Annotated in this window: 16 protein-coding genes; 2 read left to right on the top strand and 14 right to left on the bottom strand. The window is 67.2% G+C overall.

Features of this window, described 5'->3' with window-relative positions; translation table 11 throughout:
- Nucleotides 1-271: 271 nt before the first annotated feature.
- Nucleotides 272-643, top strand: a complete 372-nt coding sequence (locus PMI15_RS06875) for a hypothetical protein (RefSeq protein ID WP_007865693.1) — start codon at nt 272-274, stop codon at nt 641-643.
- A gap of 59 nt (nt 644-702) precedes the next feature.
- Here PMI15_RS06875 and PMI15_RS06880 read toward each other — a convergent pair whose 3' ends face one another.
- The 14 genes from PMI15_RS06880 to PMI15_RS06940 all read right to left on the bottom strand — a co-directional run bounded on the left by PMI15_RS06880 (nt 703) and on the right by PMI15_RS06940 (nt 14,854).
- The gene (locus PMI15_RS06880) at nt 703-2,037 is read right to left on the bottom strand and encodes a triacylglycerol lipase (protein WP_007865695.1); all 1,335 of its coding nucleotides are present in this window, start codon (nt 2,035-2,037) and stop codon (nt 703-705) included.
- A 58-nt stretch (nt 2,038-2,095) separates the two neighbouring features.
- Nucleotides 2,096-3,295: a serine hydrolase gene (locus PMI15_RS06885; protein WP_036837820.1), complete on the bottom strand. Its 1,200-nt coding sequence runs from the start codon at nt 3,293-3,295 to the stop codon at nt 2,096-2,098.
- Between the two features lie 167 nt (nt 3,296-3,462).
- Nucleotides 3,463-3,942, bottom strand: coding sequence for a response regulator (locus PMI15_RS06890; RefSeq protein WP_007865698.1), 480 nt, complete (start codon nt 3,940-3,942; stop codon nt 3,463-3,465).
- Nucleotides 3,943-4,049: 107 nt separating this feature from the next.
- Nucleotides 4,050-4,901 (bottom strand): pseudouridine synthase, encoded by an 852-nt coding sequence (locus tag PMI15_RS06895; RefSeq protein WP_007865701.1) that lies wholly within the window; start codon nt 4,899-4,901, stop codon nt 4,050-4,052.
- Between the two features lie 44 nt (nt 4,902-4,945).
- Nucleotides 4,946-5,653: a two-component system response regulator KdpE gene (gene kdpE / locus PMI15_RS06900; RefSeq protein WP_007865703.1), complete on the bottom strand. Its 708-nt coding sequence runs from the start codon at nt 5,651-5,653 to the stop codon at nt 4,946-4,948.
- A gap of 9 nt (nt 5,654-5,662) precedes the next feature.
- Nucleotides 5,663-8,380 (bottom strand): DUF4118 domain-containing protein, encoded by a 2,718-nt coding sequence (locus tag PMI15_RS06905; protein ID WP_007865705.1) that lies wholly within the window; start codon nt 8,378-8,380, stop codon nt 5,663-5,665.
- Between the two features lie 189 nt (nt 8,381-8,569).
- Nucleotides 8,570-8,752: a hypothetical protein gene (locus tag PMI15_RS06910; RefSeq protein WP_007865706.1), complete on the bottom strand. Its 183-nt coding sequence runs from the start codon at nt 8,750-8,752 to the stop codon at nt 8,570-8,572.
- Nucleotides 8,742-8,879, bottom strand: a complete 138-nt coding sequence (locus tag PMI15_RS24690; RefSeq protein ID WP_157214555.1) for a hypothetical protein — start codon at nt 8,877-8,879, stop codon at nt 8,742-8,744. The genes PMI15_RS06910 and PMI15_RS24690 overlap by 11 nt, the downstream gene beginning before the upstream one ends.
- Complete coding sequence (locus PMI15_RS06915; RefSeq protein WP_007865707.1) at nt 8,869-9,204, bottom strand: hypothetical protein; 336 nt, start codon at nt 9,202-9,204, stop codon at nt 8,869-8,871. The genes PMI15_RS24690 and PMI15_RS06915 overlap by 11 nt, the downstream gene beginning before the upstream one ends.
- Before the next feature lie 10 nt (nt 9,205-9,214).
- Nucleotides 9,215-9,787 (bottom strand): potassium-transporting ATPase subunit KdpC, encoded by a 573-nt coding sequence (kdpC, locus tag PMI15_RS06920; protein WP_007865708.1) that lies wholly within the window; start codon nt 9,785-9,787, stop codon nt 9,215-9,217.
- Between the two features lie 15 nt (nt 9,788-9,802).
- Nucleotides 9,803-11,893 (bottom strand): potassium-transporting ATPase subunit KdpB, encoded by a 2,091-nt coding sequence (gene kdpB, locus PMI15_RS06925; RefSeq protein WP_007865709.1) that lies wholly within the window; start codon nt 11,891-11,893, stop codon nt 9,803-9,805.
- A gap of 25 nt (nt 11,894-11,918) precedes the next feature.
- A complete protein-coding gene (kdpA, locus tag PMI15_RS06930; protein ID WP_007865710.1) occupies nt 11,919-13,718 on the bottom strand; it encodes a potassium-transporting ATPase subunit KdpA in 1,800 nt (599 codons plus the stop codon).
- Nucleotides 13,718-13,816, bottom strand: coding sequence for a potassium-transporting ATPase subunit F (locus tag PMI15_RS06935; RefSeq protein ID WP_007865713.1), 99 nt, complete (start codon nt 13,814-13,816; stop codon nt 13,718-13,720). The genes kdpA and PMI15_RS06935 overlap by 1 nt, the downstream gene beginning before the upstream one ends.
- Before the next feature lie 243 nt (nt 13,817-14,059).
- Nucleotides 14,060-14,854, bottom strand: a complete 795-nt coding sequence (locus tag PMI15_RS06940; protein ID WP_157214556.1) for a sulfite exporter TauE/SafE family protein — start codon at nt 14,852-14,854, stop codon at nt 14,060-14,062.
- A gap of 97 nt (nt 14,855-14,951) precedes the next feature.
- On the opposite strand from PMI15_RS06940, the gene PMI15_RS06945 reads away from it, so the two are divergent.
- On the top strand, nt 14,952-15,601 hold a 650-nt coding region (locus tag PMI15_RS06945), incomplete at its 3' end, for a LysR family transcriptional regulator (RefSeq protein ID WP_007865722.1).

Here is a 15,601-nt window from a genome sequence, read left to right on the forward strand (position 1 = left end):
CGCCCCCTCCGGGCATTCAACACGCCGACAGGCCGTCGCCCCGGCGCGGTATTTTTGCCGCTTTTCGCTGCCGCTAAACTGATAAAACGCCTGTTTTATTGCGAAAACGTCCTGCCAAAACTATCAATCTGAAAGAGAAATCAAATTTAAGGGGCGATTTGTGTGAAAAATCACCAATTAACAGATTTATTGTTAATTTTACCAATTGCTTCAAATTATCAGATTCGCTAGCATGGATCGCAACAGCTCATCCTTTTGAAGGAGTTGCGCCATGAAGACCCTCAAGCTTGCTTTTATCCTTGCCATCTCCAGCCAGTCCCTGCTGGGGCTTCACGGCACGGCCCAGGCGCAAACGGCTTCCGGCTCCTTTGACGTGACCATCGTGCTGCGCACTTTCAGTGAAGCCGTGACGGCAGACCATCGCTGCACCCATCGCGGGCAGCCTGACGGCAATGCCGGAATCCTGCGTATCAGCTGCCCGGCCACCGTGGACGTCAAAGCCATTGCCAGCGCTTCAGCCAGCAAAGCCGGCCAGACGCAGCGCATGAACACCGTGCCCGATTCCGCTGGCAACCGCCTGGCCGTAGTGGCGGGCAAGCCCATGCATTCCCTGGAACCGGTTGAATTGACGATTTCGTGGTGAGCACTCGCTAACGGCGCCCGGCCCCGCATTCGTCGAATGCGCGGCAACACCATCAAGCGCTAGGAAGGCCGGCCGCCCAGCCAGCGCACCAGTTGCCGCGTGACCTCGGGCCGCCTCAGCAACTCCATGTGGTTCATGCCCTGCGCGATCCACTGGTTTTCGGGCGGAAAGGCCAGGCAGCGGCCAGGGTCCGCATGCAGGCCCAGCGCGCTGTCCAGCGACACCAGGCCGTCACCCACCATCTTGCGCGCCAGCGCCTCGCGCACCGCCACCATGGCTCCCTTGCCGGGCGCCAGCGTGGTGGCCGCCACGGTGTAGCAGGCCACGCCGGCCGGCAAGGGCACGGGCTGGCGCGCGTCCGGCCCGCGCTCGAAGCGCCCCGCGTCGTGCCAGTCGGCACGCAACAGGTTGCCGTGGCGCAGGTCGGTGATGCCGGCACTGCGCAGCTGGCCGATCTTCGCGAAGGGTTTGGTCACGATGTTGCCGCCCAGCACGCCGTCCACCCAGCTGCCCAGGCGCTCCAGCGGCGCACCGTGGTGCGGCGTGCCCAGGAACACCTGGGCCTTGAGCTGCGCCGGCCAGCTATAGCCGGCCGCGGCCGCCTGGTGGCATGCGCTGCGCGCGACCAGGCCGCCCATGCTGTGTGCCAGCAGCGTGATCTCTTCCACCGGCCGCGGCCAGGCCCTGGCCAGTTGCTGCAGCAGGCCGGCCAGTTGCTCGCCGTTGTCCGAGGTGTGCAGGCCGGTGTTGTAGTGCAGGTAGAGCGGGGTGTAGCCCAGTTCGCGCGCCAGCTGTTCGCCGTGGCCGCCGGCCGGCGCATCGCTGTTCCACTGCAGGTCGTTCATGCACAGGCCGTGCAACATCACCAGCAGCTTGCCGGTCACACCCGGCAGCCGCCCGGCCAGCGCCTGCGGCTCCAGCAGCAGCGGCAGTCCTGCAGAGCGCAAGCGCATGGAAATCGCCAGCGGGTTGGCCGTCTCCTGCAGGCGGTCACCGAGCACACCGTTCAACGCCGACAGCATGGCCTCGCGCTGCGGCGTCGAGGGGCGCTGGTCTGCCGGCACCGCCGCGCGCGACAGCAGCGCGTTGGCAGCGCCGCCGGCCAGCCGCGTCACGCCCTTGATGCCGCCATAGACCAAGCCGGTGATACCCCGGGCGCGCACGCCACTGCCGCCCGGCATGCGGTCGATGAACTTCGCGCCCAGCGGGCCGAAGGGCCTGGCGACGGCTTTGTAGACATTGCCCTGCACGCTTTCGGCCAGGCCCGTGACGCCCAGGGTGGCCTGGGTGGCGAGCTGGGCCAGCCCCTGGACGTCGGAAACGTGCAGCCAGGTGGGCAGCAGTCCGCCGGGGAAAGAAGGTGGCGCGCCGCCGGGCTGCTCGGGTGTAGGCATCCCCGATTGTGGGGGCTGGGCCCCGCGCGCGCCAGCGAATGTTGCGGCGCGCTTATTCTTATTTACAGAGGCTGAACAGCTCCGCCGGCGCGGCCGGCTCGACGATCCCGCCGCTGGGCGGCAGCGCCGGCACGGGTTCGGGCGCACCCGGATTGAGCACATTGTGGATGCGCGCGGCCAGCACAAAACGCGGGTAGGCCGCGTCGCCCACCGTGTTGCTGCCGTTGGCCAGCAGGATCACGTCGTAGCCGCTGCCGTAGCTCGCGTTGGCCGCGGCGAAGCTGACCGTCTGCCCCGCCGCGCCGTAACTGCCCGGCCCGCCCAGCGCCGCCAGCCCCATGCCTATGGGCGCGAACTTGCCGCCGCCCAGCGCGGCCGGCGTGCGCATGCGCGCCAGGCTGGCCGCCGAGATCACGGCGCCGCTTTTGAGCGCGCCGTTCCAGCGCACCATGTCGGACGCGGTGGAGACCACACCGCCGGTCGCGTCAAAACCCGAATTGAGGTCGGGGCAGACACGCCAGGCGTCGCCCGGCTTGACGCGGTAGTGGCCCACCGCGATCCCGGGCCGCGGCTGCGAACCCAGCAGGTAGGAGGCCGCCATGCCCGCGGGCTTGAACAGCAGCTGCGTGAAGGCCGCTTCCAGTGATTGCCCGCTGACGCGCTCTATCACGCGGCCCAGCGCGGTGTAGCCGGCATTCGAATAGTCGTAAGCCGTGCCCGGCGCGGCGAACAGGCCCGTCGCCTGCATGTTGGCGAACAGCCTCGCCCGGCTGAGGGGCGGCTCCTGCAGCACGGCCGGCATGCCGTCCAGCAGCAGGTCGTCGGGGTCTTTCTCGGCGCCGGGAATGCCCGCCACCATCTGCATCACCTGGGCGATGCTGGGGTCGGGCTGGTAACGCAGCTCGGGAATCCAGCGCGACAGCGGGTCCGCCAGCGAGAGCTTGCCCTGCTCCTGCAGCTTGAGCAGCGCGGCCGCCGTGAGCTGCTTGGTGACCGAGCCTATCTTCACCGGCGTGGTGGGTGTCATGGGCACACCGGCGCGCACGTCGGCCGCGCCGTAACCGCGCGTATACAGCACAGCGCCGCCCTTGCCGACCGCGAGCTGCAGGCCCGGCAGCGCGCCCGGAACGTATTCGGCAACCAGCGCATCGATCTGCGCGGCCACGGCCGGCGAAACTTGCGCCGGCGTTTCAGCCTGGGCCTGCGCGGCGCCGGCGGCCAAGGCCAGGCCGCAGGTAAGGGCCGCGCGGGCCAACAAGTGTTTTGCAAAAACCCGGGCGGCATGGCAAGCGTGCATTCAGGCGTCCCTCCGTTCTTATGAATCCTGGGCGCAGCTTACTTTCCCCAGCGCCGGTTTAGCAAGGGCAAACGCCTGCGCGCCCATGGCAAATAAAACCGGCTGGCGACGCGGCAAGGCCGGCCGGATCAGCCCCGCGAGCCCGGCGGCGTCCCGCGCGGGGCCGGGGGCGCCGCGGCCGCGCGCAGGCGCGACACCGCCAGGAGCTGGGCCTGCCGGTTTTCCGGCTCCGCTTCATGGGAGGACTGTTCCGCGCAGTAGGCGAACAGGTCGTCCAGCTCGCTGGATTTGTCGAACAGCGCATCGGCGCCCAGATCCGCGGCGCGGCGGCGGATTTCATCCGTGGCGTAGTTGGTGAGCACCACCACCTTCTGGTAGGGCTCGCGCCTGCGGCAGCCCGCCAGCACGCCCAGGCCGTTGCCCTCTTTCAGGAAGAGGTCGACGATGGCCAGGTGCCACTCGCCGTCGTGCGAACTCAGCCACTGGCTGGCCTCGGCCTGGGTGGCCCCATGGCCCGTGACCCGGACAGAGGCGATCTCCTGGAGCGCCTCCATCAGGTTTTCCAGGACGATGTCGTTGTCTTCGACCAGATAGGTAATCAGTGCCATGAAACCCACTTTAGGCCGCGGCCGGGCAAACGCTGCCGTCCGTTGGCGCGCGTGCGGGTAGGACAGGGCACTACTACCGGCCACGCCGCCAGCAAGGCTAAAGGGCCTTAAAACCGCTCGTGCGGCGCCAGATAGCGCCACTGGCCCACCGGCAGATGCCCCAGGTTGACCCGGCCTATGCGCACGCGCTTGAGCCCGGTCACAAACAGCCCCACCTGCTCGCACATGCGGCGGATCTGGCGCTTTTTGCCCTCCTTGAGCACAAAACGCAGCTGCTCCGGGTTTTGCCAGGACACCTTGGCCGGCCGCAGCGCCTGGCCGTCCAGGCTCAGGCCGTGGTTCAGCAAGGCCAGTTTTTCGGGCGGAAACACCGACTGCACGTTGACCGTTTCCGGCCCGTAGCTGACGCGCACCAGGTACTCTTTTTCGATCTCGGAGTCTTCGCCTATCAGCTGGCGCGCGATGCGGCCGTCCTGCGTCAGCACCAAGAGGCCTATGGAGTCGATGTCCAGCCGGCCGGCCGGCGCCAGGCCGCGCAGCTGTTCGTGGCCCCAGCGCATGCGGCTGTTGCATTCGCGCCAGCGGTTTTGCGGCTGCACCAGCGCCACGGCCGGTTCATGGCCGTCCTCGGCCTGGCCGCTGACATAGCCCACCGGCTTGTTGATCAGGATGGTGACCTGCAGGCGCTGCTGCTGCTCGGCCTGGCGGTCGACCTCGATGCGCGCGTCCACGGCCACGGGCTGGCCCATCACGGCGGGCGCGCCGTTCACGCGCACCCAGCCGCGCGCGATCCAGTCGTCGGCCTCGCGGCGCGAGCACAGGCCCAGTTCGGCCATGCGCTTGTTCAGCCGCACGGTGGCGGCGGGTGCGCCCGGTGCGAGGGCCGGCGCGGCGGCTTTGGGAATGCGAACGGCGGCGCCCACGGGTTTGGGAGCGCCGGGTTTGAGGGGGTCTTGCATGGGCGGTGTACTTTAGGGGCCAGCCCGGGCGGCTGGATCGCGGCTTATTGTCCCACCCAGAGCCGGTAACCCACCGCGGTTTCCGTCAGCAGGTGTTTGGGCTGGGCCGGGTCGGCCTCGAGCTTCTGGCGCAAATGGCCCATGTAGATGCGCAAATAGTGGTTCTGCCCCGCATGCGAGGGGCCCCAGACCTCGCGCAGCAGCTGCCGGTGCGTCAGCACCCGGCCGGCATGGCCGACCAGCACCGTGAGCAGGCGGTATTCGATGGGCGTCAAGTGCACCTCCACGCCGGCGCGCCGCACCAGGCGCGCCTGGCGGTCCACCTCCACCTCGCCGAAGCTGAACAGCGGCTCCTCGGGCGTGCCGTCCGCGCCGGCCCCGCGCGGGCGGCGCAGGTTGGCGCGCACCCGGGCCAGCAGCTCGCCCACGCCAAAGGGTTTGGTCAGGTAGTCGTCGGCGCCGGCGTCCAGTGCGGCGATCTTGTCGGCCTCGTCGGTGCGCGCCGAGAGCACGACAATGGGCACCGCCGACCAGCCGCGCACATCGCGGATCACCTCCAGGCCGTCGCCGTCGGGCAGGCCCAGGTCCAGCACCAGCAGGTCGGGCTTGCGCGTGCCGGCCTCGGTCAGCCCGCGCTGGGCGCTGTCGGCCTCGAAGACCTGCCAGCCTTCGGCCTCCAGCGCCGCGCGCACAAAACGGCGTATCTGCGGCTCGTCTTCAATGACGACGGCGACGGGTGTGGGCTGAGACATGGACGGTAATCAGGCGGGTTCGGGCAGGCCCGGTGGCGGCGGGCGCCGCGGCAGGGTGATGCTGAATTCTGCACCACCGCCGGCCGCCTGCGGCAGGCTCGTTGCGGCGATCTGCCCACGGTGCGCCTGCACCACCGCCTGGCAGATGGCCAGGCCCAGGCCCACGCCCGGTGTGGCCGACTCGGCCTCGCCCCGCGTGAATTTTTCAAACAGCTCGTGCTCGCGGCCCTTGAGCGCCGCGGGCAGGCCGGGCCCATGGTCGCGCACCGTCAGCAGCAAGGCCGTGTCCGTCACCTCGGCGCTGATCTCTATGGGCGGCTTGCCGTACTTGGCGGCGTTTTCCAGCAGGTTGACCAGCACACGCTCCATCAGCGCCGCGTCAAATTCCACCAGCGGCAGGTCGGCCGGCAGCGCCGTCACCACGGCCCGGCCGGCCAGCGCGTGCTGTGCCTGGCGTATGGCCGAGCCGACGATTTCCTCGACCGACTGCCAGTCGCTGCGCAGGTTCACCGCGCCGCTTTGCAGCCGCGCCATGTCCAGCAGGTTGTTGACCAGCGCGCTCAGGTGGCGCGCCTCGCCGGCGATGGCGCGCACCGCCTGCGACTGCGCTTCGCTCAGCGGCGGTGCCGTGCGCTGCAGGGAATCGGCCAGGCCGATAAGCGCCGTCAGCGGCGTGCGCACGTCGTGCGAAATCGCGGCCAGCAGCACGTTGCGCAGTTTTTCGGACTCCATCTGCACCACCGCCTGCTGGGCCACCTCCACATAATGCACGCGCTCCTGCGCGATGGCGATCTGCCGCGCCAGGGTCTCGAGCTGCCGCATCTGCTCGGGAATCAGCAGCCAGCGCGGCTGCGCCGGTTTGACGGCCAGCACGCCGCGCACCCGCATGGGCGCCTTGAGCGGCAAATAGTGCCAGGCCTGGGCCGACAAGGTGGCGGTGGCCAGGCCGGCCGGCTGTTCGTTGCGAAACACCCAGTCGGCCACGCTGGCATCAAAATCCGCAGGCGGCTTCGCGGGCGGCAGCAGCTGATCGTGGCTGTCGGTCACCATCACCAGTGCCTGCCCGCCAAAGTTGCGCTGCGCAGCCGCCTCGCCGAGTTCCACGACCTGCTCGCTCAGCAAAGCCGCCGACAAATCACGCGTGAGTTCAAAGAGCGATTGCGCACGCCGTTCGCGGCCGGACGAAATTCGTGCCTGGAACCGCAGGCCCGCCGTGAGCTGCCCGGTCAGCAGCCCCACCACCAGCATCACGCCGAAGGTCACCAGGTACTGCACATCGCTGACGGCAAACGACAGACGCGGCGGCACAAAGAAAAAATCAAACGCCGCCACGTTGAGGAAAGCCGCCAGCGCCGCCGGCCCACGCCCGAACTTCAACGCCACCAGAACCGTCCCCAACAGGAACACCATGACGATGTTGGCCAGGTCAAAGTAAGCCAGCAGCGGCAGGGCCAGTAGCGTGATGGCCGCACTGCCGGCCGCGGCCCAGGCGTACGCCGGCAGCTTGCCCCACCAGGCCGCGGCCTCCTCATCCTCGGCGGAACGCTGCACGGCGCGCGCCAGCCGCCGCGCGCTGTCGGCGCGGCCCACCTCCACAATGTCCAGCGTAGGCGCCAGCATCGCAAGCCGGCGCGTCATGGTGGAGCCGGCCCACAGCGCACGCCATCCCGGCAACTGCGGGCGCCCCACCACCAGCGTGGCGCAATTGAGCTGCTGCGCCTGCGCCACCAGTTCGGCAGCGGCATCGCTTCCGGTCAGCACCGCCGTGGCCGCGCCCAGTTCCTCGGCCAGCTGGATGACGGCGAGGATACGGTCGCGCCTGGCGACCTCCAGCAGCTGCAGGCGCGGCGTTTCCACATAAGCCGCATGCCAGCGCACATTGAGCTGGCCGGCCAGGCGCGCCGCCGTGCGCACCGTCTGCTCGGCCCCTTCGCGCGGGCCTATGCAGGCCAGGATGGCGCCTTCGGTGTTCCAGACCGGGGCAATGGATTTTTCGACGCGGTAGCTGCGCACGTCGTCTTCCACATGCTCGGCCGTGCGCCTGAGCGCGATCTCGCGCAGCGCGATCAGGTTGCCCTTGCGGAAAAAATTCTGCGCCGCGCGCTCGGCCTGCTGCGGCATGTAGACCTTGCCGGCCTTCAGGCGCGCCATCAGCTCGTCGGGCGTGACGTCGACCAGGATGATTTCATCGGCGCCGTCCAGCACCGTGTCCGGCACGGTTTCATGCACGCGTATGCCGGTGATGGCGCCCACCGTGCCGTTGAGGCTTTCCAGGTGCTGCACATTGACGGCCGACCAGACGTCGATGCCGGCCTCCAGCAACTCATGCACGTCCTGCCAGCGCTTGGCGTGGCGCGAGCCCTCCACATTGCTGTGCGCGAGCTCGTCGACCAGCAGCACCGCCGGCTTGCGCGCCAGCGCCGCGTCCAGGTCGAATTCTTTCAGCGTGCGGCCGCGGTAGGCCACCTCACGCAAAGGCAGTTGCTCCAGCCCGGCCAGCAGCTCCAGGGTTTCGCTGCGGCCGTGCGTTTCAACCACGCCAACCAACACATCGCGCCCGGCCTTGCGCTCGCGCTGCGCGGCGCTCAGCATGGCGTAGGTTTTTCCCACGCCGGCGCTGGCGCCGAAGTAGATGCGCAGCCGGCCGCGCCGGGCCCGCTCGTCCTCACCGCGGATCTGCTCGAGCAGTTGGTCCGGGTCGGGGCGGTCGTTGAGGTTATAGGCCATCAGAAACGCTCTCGCGGGTCATGCATGCGAAAGCGTAACACCTTCGCAAACCTTGAAACATCTTGCTCACGGACACGGCCAAGGTGGTTTTTGCAAGCCGTTTGGGGTTCAGCCCGCTCGAATCACCCACCTGGCAGCACCGGCCGTCAGGAAACACAAAAAGGGGCCATCAACCCAGCCCCTGGCGGGTCAAAGGTCGCTTCGCCAAGGAAGTTTGGTGGCTTGCGCCGCTTCACCGGGATCTCCCCAGTCAGCCTCGTCGTCCCGCAAGGGCCCGACCTGCTTGCCGCGGCTCGCGCTCCACCAGGCCACGCCCAGTGGGATGCCGACAATCCCCAGCGCGCACAGCGCGTGCAGCAGGTCAAAGTCCATGGCCGGCTCCATGCTGCCGCCGGCGCTTCTGGGGCCGGCCCTGCCACCACACGATGGCCCAGGCCAGGGCCAGCGGCAACACAAAGGCCGCCAGCGCGCACAAGGCCCGCAGGAGATCAGAGTCCATGGCTGAGCCCACGCCGTTGCAGGTGGCGGCGCCAGGAGACCAGCGGGCCTATCACACCGTCGGGCACGCAGGCCATCACACAATCCATCACCTCGGCCGTGCTGTGCGCCGTCAGGCGGATCTCCAGCCGGGCCCGGTGCTCATCGAGCTGGGGAATGCAGCGCAGGATACCGGCACCCGCGCAGTTCACCAGCGCGCGGCGCACCCGCAGGGCGTCGCGGCTGCGCACGGTGACGTCCATCACCACCCACCTCACCGCAACGGGGCGCGGCACATGCAAGGACGGGGTTAACCCAAACGACTCACAGTAAGCGGCATAGGCCATGGTGCATCTCTTAACGAAGAGCCTCCAGCGCAAGATTGAGCCGCAGCACATTGACCCGGGCTTCGCCCAGAACGGCCAGCAGGGGTTGTTCGGTGTGTTGTTCCACCAGGGCCTGCACTTTTTCGACGGCCAGGCCGCGCGCCTTGGCCACGCGGGCCACCTGGTAGCGCGCGGCAGCCGGGCTGATGTGCGGATCCAGCCCGCTGGCCGAAGCGGTGACCAGGTCCACCGGCACGGGCGCCGTGTTGCCGGGGTCGGCCGCTTTGAGCGCTTCAATGCGGCCCTTCACGGCATCGACCAGCGCGGGATTGAGCGGCCCCTGGTTGGCGCCGCTGGAAGCCGCGGCGTTGTAGGGCATGGGGCCGGTGGCCGAAGGGCGGCCCCAGAAATTTTTGGGATCGCTGAAGTTTTGCCCGATCAGCGCGGAGCCGACGGCCTTGCCGTCGCGAACAACCAGGCTGCCTCCCGCCTGCGATGGAAACAGCGACTGCGCAGTGCCGGTCACCACCAGGGGATAAGCCACGCCGGTGACCAGGGTCAGCACGGTGAACATCACGAGTGCGGGGCGAAGAATGTTTGTCATAAGGTTTCCTTGGGATCAGTTCGCGAGATTGAACGCAACCAGCAGCAGGTCAATCGCCTTGATGCCGATAAAAGGCACGACGAGCCCGCCCAGGCCGTAAATAAGCAGGTTGCGGCGCAGCAGTGCCGCCGCGCCGACGGGCCGGTATTTCACGCCCTTGAGCGCCAGCGGAATCAAAAACATGATGATCAGCGCGTTGAAGATCACCGCCGACAAAATGGCCGAGGACGGGCTGCCCAGGCGCATCACATTGAGCGCGGCCAGTTGCGGGTAGGTGGTCACAAAAATCGCCGGGATGATGGCGAAATACTTGGCCACGTCGTTGGCGATGGAGAAGGTGGTCAGCGAGCCGCGCGTCATCAGCAAGGCCTTGCCGGTCTCCACAACTTCCAGCAGTTTGGTCGGGTTCGAATCCAGATCGACCATGTTGGCGGCTTCCTTGGCGGCCTGGGTGCCGCTGTTCATGGCCACCGCCACGTCGGCCTGGGCCAGGGCCGGCGCGTCGTTGGTGCCGTCGCCCATCATCGCCACGAGACGTCCTTCGGCCTGGTACTGGCGTATCAGCTTGAGCTTGTCCTCCGGCGTGGCCTCGGCCAGGAAGTCGTCGACACCGGCCTCGGCGGCAATCGCCGCGGCCGTGAGCTTGTTGTCGCCGGTGATCATCACCGTCTTGATGCCCATGCGGCGCAGTTCGCCGAAGCGCTCCTTGATGCCGGCCTTGACGATGTCCTTGAGTTCCACGATGCCCAGCACCACGGCGCCGTCGGCCACCGCCAGCGGCGTGCTGCCGCGGCGCGACACTTCGTCCGCCGCGCGAATCACCTCGGCCGGCACGCTGCCGCCCAGCGCCTCCACATGCTTGCGGATCGCATCGACCGCGCCCTTGCGCAGCTGGCGCGTGCTGCCGTCGGGGCGCTGCACATCCATGCCGCTCATGCGCGTCTGTGCCGTGAAGGGAACCTCGTGGCTGTCGCCGACCAGGGGTTCACTGGCGCCCAGCCGCTGCGCCAGCGCGACAATGCTGCGGCCCTCGGGTGTTTCATCGGCCATGGAGGCCTGCATCGCGGCGGTGGCCAGTTTCGCGCCGTTCACGCCGGGCGCCGGCAAAAAGCTGGAGGCCTGGCGATTGCCGTGGGTGATGGTGCCGGTCTTGTCCAGCAGCAGCACGTCCACGTCGCCGGCGGCTTCCACCGCGCGGCCCGAGGTGGCGATCACATTGGCCTGCATCATGCGGCTCATGCCGGCCACCCCCACGGCCGACAGCAGGCCGCCTATGGTGGTCGGGATCAGGCAGACCAGCAGGGCCACCAGCGCCGTGATGCTGACCACGGTGCCCGAGCCCGCGGCCTGCACGCTGAACACCGAGTAAGGCAGCAGCGTGACCGTGACCACCAGGAAGACGATGGTCAGCGCCACCAGCAGAATCGTCAGCGCGATCTCATTGGGCGTCTTCTGGCGTTTGGCGCCCTCGACCATGCTGATCATGCGGTCCAGGAAGGACTCGCCGGGGTTGACCACGATGCGCACCACCAGCCAGTCGGACAGCACACGCGTGCCGCCGGTCACGGCCGAGAAGTCGCCGCCCGACTCGCGCACCACCGGTGCCGATTCGCCGGTGATGGCGCTTTCGTCGACCGAGGCCACGCCCTCGATGACTTCGCCGTCCAGCGGAATCATGTCGCCGGCTTCCACGAACACCACCGCGCCCTTGCGCAGGTTCTCGGCCTGCTCCGGCAGCCAGGCCGTGCCGTGGAAAACCTTGCTATTGGACTCCTTGAACTTCTTGGCCCAGGTGCTTTTCTTGAGGCTGCGCAGCGAGGCGGCCTGCGCCTTGCTACGGCCTTCGGCCAGCGCTTCGGCGAAGTTGGCGAACAGCACGGTGAACCACAGCCACACCGCCACGGCCAGGATAAAGCCTGCCGGCGCCTCGCCCTGCCCCTGCAAGGCCTGCAGGCCCAGCAAGGTGGTCAGTATGCTGCCGATGTAGACGACAAACATGACCGGGTTGCGCCATTGCACGCGCGGGTTCAGCTTGGTGAACGAAGCCACGATGGCCGGTTTCAGAAGGACCGGGTCCAGCAACACTAAGGATTTTTTGGTACTCATATAAATTTCTCTTTGGGCCTTGCGGTTATTTGCCTGGCCAGAGCATCAGATGCTCGACCACCGGGCCCAACGCCAGGGCAGGCACGTAATTGAGCAGGCCCACCAGCAGCACGGTGCCTATCAGCAGCAGCACGAACAGCGGGCCGTGCGTGGGCATGGTGCCGGCCGTGACCGGCAGGCGTTTCTTGGCGGCCAGCGCGCCGGCAATCGCCAGCACCGGCACGATGACGCCGAAGCGGCCCAGCCACATGACCAGGCCCAGCAGCGTGTTGTAAAACGGCGTGTTGGCCGACAGGCCCGCGAAGGCGCTGCCGTTGTTGTTACCGGCCGAGGTCAGCGCATACATGATTTCAGAAAAGCCGTGCGCACCTGGGTTGGCGATGCCGGCCTTGCCGGCGCCGGCTAGTACCGCGATGGCTGTGCCGGCCAGCACCAGGATGGGCGTGACCAGGATGGCGATGGAGGTCAGCTTCATCTCATGCGACTCGATCTTCTTGCCCAGGTACTCGGGCGTGCGGCCAATCATCAGGCCGGCGATGAACACCGCGAGGATGGCAAAAATCAGCATGCCGTAAAGCCCGGTGCCAACGCCGCCGAACACCACTTCACCGAGCTGCATCATCACCATGGGCACCATGCCGCCCAGCGGCGTGAAGGAGTCGTGCATGGCATTGACCGCGCCGCACGAGGCCGCCGTGGTGATGACCGCGAACAGGCTGGAGGCATCGATGCCGAAACGGGTTTCCTTGCCTTCCATATTGCCGCCTGCCTGCAGCAGGCTGGCGGTCTGGTCCACGCCCAGAGGCGGCAGCAGCGGGTTGCCGGCCTGCTCAGCGGGCGTAATGGCCACCACGGCAACCACAAATATCAGCGTCATCGCGGCCAGCACGGCCCAGCCCTGGCGTGTGTCACCCACCGCGCGGCCGAAAGCAAAACACAGCGCCGCGGGGATCAGGAAGATGGACAGCATCTGGAAAAAATTGCTCAGCGCCGTCGGGTTTTCATAAGGATGGGCCGAGTTGGCGTTAAAGAAACCGCCGCCGTTGGTGCCCAACATCTTGATCGCCTCCTGCGAAGCGACCGGGCCCATGGCCAGGGTCTGCTTGTCGGTCTTGGCGTCTTCCATCACGGCATTGCCCTTGTCGTCCTTGAGGGCCTGGCCGTCGGGGCCGTTCTTGGCAACCTGGTAAGACGTGGTTTCCAGCGTCGCGACGTCCTTGTAGGCATCGAAGTTCTGGATCACGCCCTGCCCCACGAGGAAGATGGCGAACACCAGCGACAGCGGCAGCAGCAGCCAGGCCGTGATGCGCGTGACGTCCACCCAGAAGTTGCCGATGGCGCCCGTGGCCCGCGCGGCAAAACCGCGGAACAAGGCGAACACCACGGCAATACCGGTGGCGGCGGAGAAGAAATTCTGCACAGCCAGCGTCAGCATCTGCGTGAGGTAGCTCATCGTCGATTCACCGGCATAACCCTGCCAGTTGGTGTTGGAGACAAAGCTGATGGCGGTGTTAAAGGCCGAGTCGGGCGAGATGGCGGCCATGCCGGCCGGGTTCAACGGCAGCCAGACCTGCAGGCGCTGCAGGACATACACGGCAAGCACGCCCAGCGCATTAAAGGCCAACAGGGCCAGTGCGTACTGCGACCATTTCATGTTCGTATCGGCCGAGGTGCCGGCCAGACGGTACAGCGGCGCTTCCAGCTTGTGCATCCAGTTGGGCAGGCTGCCGGAATAGAGGCGCGCCAACCAGATGCCCAGCGGCCAAGCGGTGACCAGCAAGGCACCGAGGAAAAGGGCCAGCAGGCCCCATGAAGAATTGCTCATCAGAACTCCTCGGCGCAGATCAGCGCATACACGAGGTAGGTGAGCAGCAGGACGGCGCAGATGCCGCCAAAGCCGTAAAGCACGTCAAGGCTGATCATGAACGGCCTCCTTCAGGCTTTTCGAGCTTTTTAAAGCCCCATACCAGCAAGACCATCGCCCCCCAGAGGGCGGCGGCACCGAGAACAAACGCGAGATCCATGACTTTCTCCAGCAATAACGATGGAGAAAGTGTCGGAGCCGGCGTGTAAAAACGGGGATGAAAGACAGGCGGCCGGTATAAAGAAAGCGTAAAAATCGGCCCCAAACTGCGCCTGTGCCTTGGGGCCCAAGCCTTTAACCCTTTACCCGGCAAGCCAGCGGATTGCGCTGCCAATCACCATATAAAGGCCTATGGCCAACAGGCCCACAAAGAACAGCCGCTTGAAGTTTTTTTCATCCAGCCGGCCGCGCAGCATCTGGCCCGCCGCCATCCCCAGCAAGGCCGCGGGCAAGGCCACCAGCCAGCCCCAGCCGCCGGGCAAGGCCGCTGCCGAGAATGAACCTTCAAGCGCCAGGCGCCCAAACAGCGCAACGGTGGAAACAGTGAAGGACAGCCCCAGCGCCTGCACCAACTCGTCCTTGCGCAGCGACAGGGCCTGCAGGTAGGGCACCGCCGGAAACACAAACACCCCCGTGGCCGCCGTGATGGCGCCGGTGATCAGCCCGATGGCACCCGATAAAAACTTCTCGCCGCGGCGAGGCACCGCCAGCGGAGCGGCCACCAGCCCCAGCACGGCATAAGCCATCAATGCCGCCCCCAGGCCCGCCGAAGCCGCATTGGCATTGAGGGTGACAAGGCTCACAGGCGCCCACAGCGTTCCGGCCGCCACGCCCAATTGCAGCGGCCACAAGCGCCTGAGCAGCCGGCCCAGCGCAGCCCCGTCCCACATCTGCCAGGCATTCGTCAAAAACGAAGGCAGTATCAGGATCACCGCCGCCTGCGCGGGCGGCATCACGCCGGCCAGCAGGCCCATGGACAGGGTCGGCAAGCCCAGGCCGACCACGCCCTTGACCAGGCCGGCCAACAGAAATACGGCGGCGACGATGGCGACCAGCAGGGTTTCCTGTCCGGCGCCGGCGATGTTGTGCAAGTTCATGAAGCCGATTCTGCGCAGCGGCACATTTGCGCTCAAGCGGTAATATGCGCTGGCAGCCTTAGCCATTTCCGAAGGCTCCCCCAGGTCCCACCTCGCCATGCTTGCCCATATCCGCTTTGACCTCGTCGACCTCCGGCTGTTTCTGCATGTGGTCGACACCGGCAGCATCACGGCCGGCAGCAGGCTTTCGCACCTGGCGCTGGCCTCGGCCAGCGCGCGCATACGCGGCATGGAGGACGCCCTGGGCGTGCCGCTGCTCGAGCGCCTGCGCGACGGCGTCAAGCCGACCAAGGCGGGCCTGGCCGTGGCCCACCATGCACGCCTGGTGCTGCAGCAGGTAGAGCGCATGCACGGCGAGATCGCCGACTACGCGGGCGGCCTGGCGGGCCGGGTGCGCCTGCTGTCCAACACCGCCGCCATCACCGACTACCTGCCGCAGGCGCTCGCCGACTTCCTCAACACCCATCCCGGCATTGATGTGGACCTCGAAGAGCGCCCCAGCCACCTCATCGTCTCGCAGCTGCTGGCCCAGGTGGCCGAGCTCGGCATCGTGGCCGACTCCGCCGATGTTTCCAGCCTTGAATCCAGGCCCTTCCGGCGCGACCAGCTGGTGCTGGTCACTTCAGACCAAAGCAGCCTCGCGCGATTGACGGACTCGGGCACCCATGGCGAGGGGGGCCGCGGGACTGGCTTTGCCAGACCGCAGGCACCGCCCCCTCAAGGGGGGAACAGGCTACACGCAGTGAG

The organism is Polaromonas sp. CF318, from assembly GCF_000282655.1.
Classification (GTDB): Bacteria; Pseudomonadota; Gammaproteobacteria; order Burkholderiales; family Burkholderiaceae_C; genus Polaromonas.

What these genes read in the sequence shown, in the direction of transcription:
- PMI15_RS06875 (WP_007865693.1), top strand. Translation starts at nt 272, where the DNA reads ATGAAGACCCTCAAGCTTGCTTTTATCCTTGCCATCTCCAGCCAGTCC.
- PMI15_RS06880 (WP_007865695.1), bottom strand. Translation starts at nt 2,037, where the DNA reads ATGCCTACACCCGAGCAGCCCGGCGGCGCGCCACCTTCTTTCCCCGGC.
- PMI15_RS06890 (WP_007865698.1), bottom strand. Translation starts at nt 3,942, where the DNA reads ATGGCACTGATTACCTATCTGGTCGAAGACAACGACATCGTCCTGGAA.
- PMI15_RS06895 (WP_007865701.1), bottom strand. Translation starts at nt 4,901, where the DNA reads ATGCAAGACCCCCTCAAACCCGGCGCTCCCAAACCCGTGGGCGCCGCC.
- kdpE (WP_007865703.1), bottom strand. Translation starts at nt 5,653, where the DNA reads ATGTCTCAGCCCACACCCGTCGCCGTCGTCATTGAAGACGAGCCGCAG.
- PMI15_RS06905 (WP_007865705.1), bottom strand. Translation starts at nt 8,380, where the DNA reads ATGGCCTATAACCTCAACGACCGCCCCGACCCGGACCAACTGCTCGAG.
- PMI15_RS06910 (WP_007865706.1), bottom strand. Translation starts at nt 8,752, where the DNA reads ATGGACTTTGACCTGCTGCACGCGCTGTGCGCGCTGGGGATTGTCGGC.
- PMI15_RS24690 (WP_157214555.1), bottom strand. Translation starts at nt 8,879, where the DNA reads ATGGACTCTGATCTCCTGCGGGCCTTGTGCGCGCTGGCGGCCTTTGTG.
- PMI15_RS06915 (WP_007865707.1), bottom strand. Translation starts at nt 9,204, where the DNA reads ATGGCCTATGCCGCTTACTGTGAGTCGTTTGGGTTAACCCCGTCCTTG.
- kdpC (WP_007865708.1), bottom strand. Translation starts at nt 9,787, where the DNA reads ATGACAAACATTCTTCGCCCCGCACTCGTGATGTTCACCGTGCTGACC.
- kdpB (WP_007865709.1), bottom strand. Translation starts at nt 11,893, where the DNA reads ATGAGTACCAAAAAATCCTTAGTGTTGCTGGACCCGGTCCTTCTGAAA.
- kdpA (WP_007865710.1), bottom strand. Translation starts at nt 13,718, where the DNA reads ATGAGCAATTCTTCATGGGGCCTGCTGGCCCTTTTCCTCGGTGCCTTG.
- PMI15_RS06935 (WP_007865713.1), bottom strand. Translation starts at nt 13,816, where the DNA reads ATGATCAGCCTTGACGTGCTTTACGGCTTTGGCGGCATCTGCGCCGTC.
- PMI15_RS06940 (WP_157214556.1), bottom strand. Translation starts at nt 14,854, where the DNA reads ATGAACTTGCACAACATCGCCGGCGCCGGACAGGAAACCCTGCTGGTC.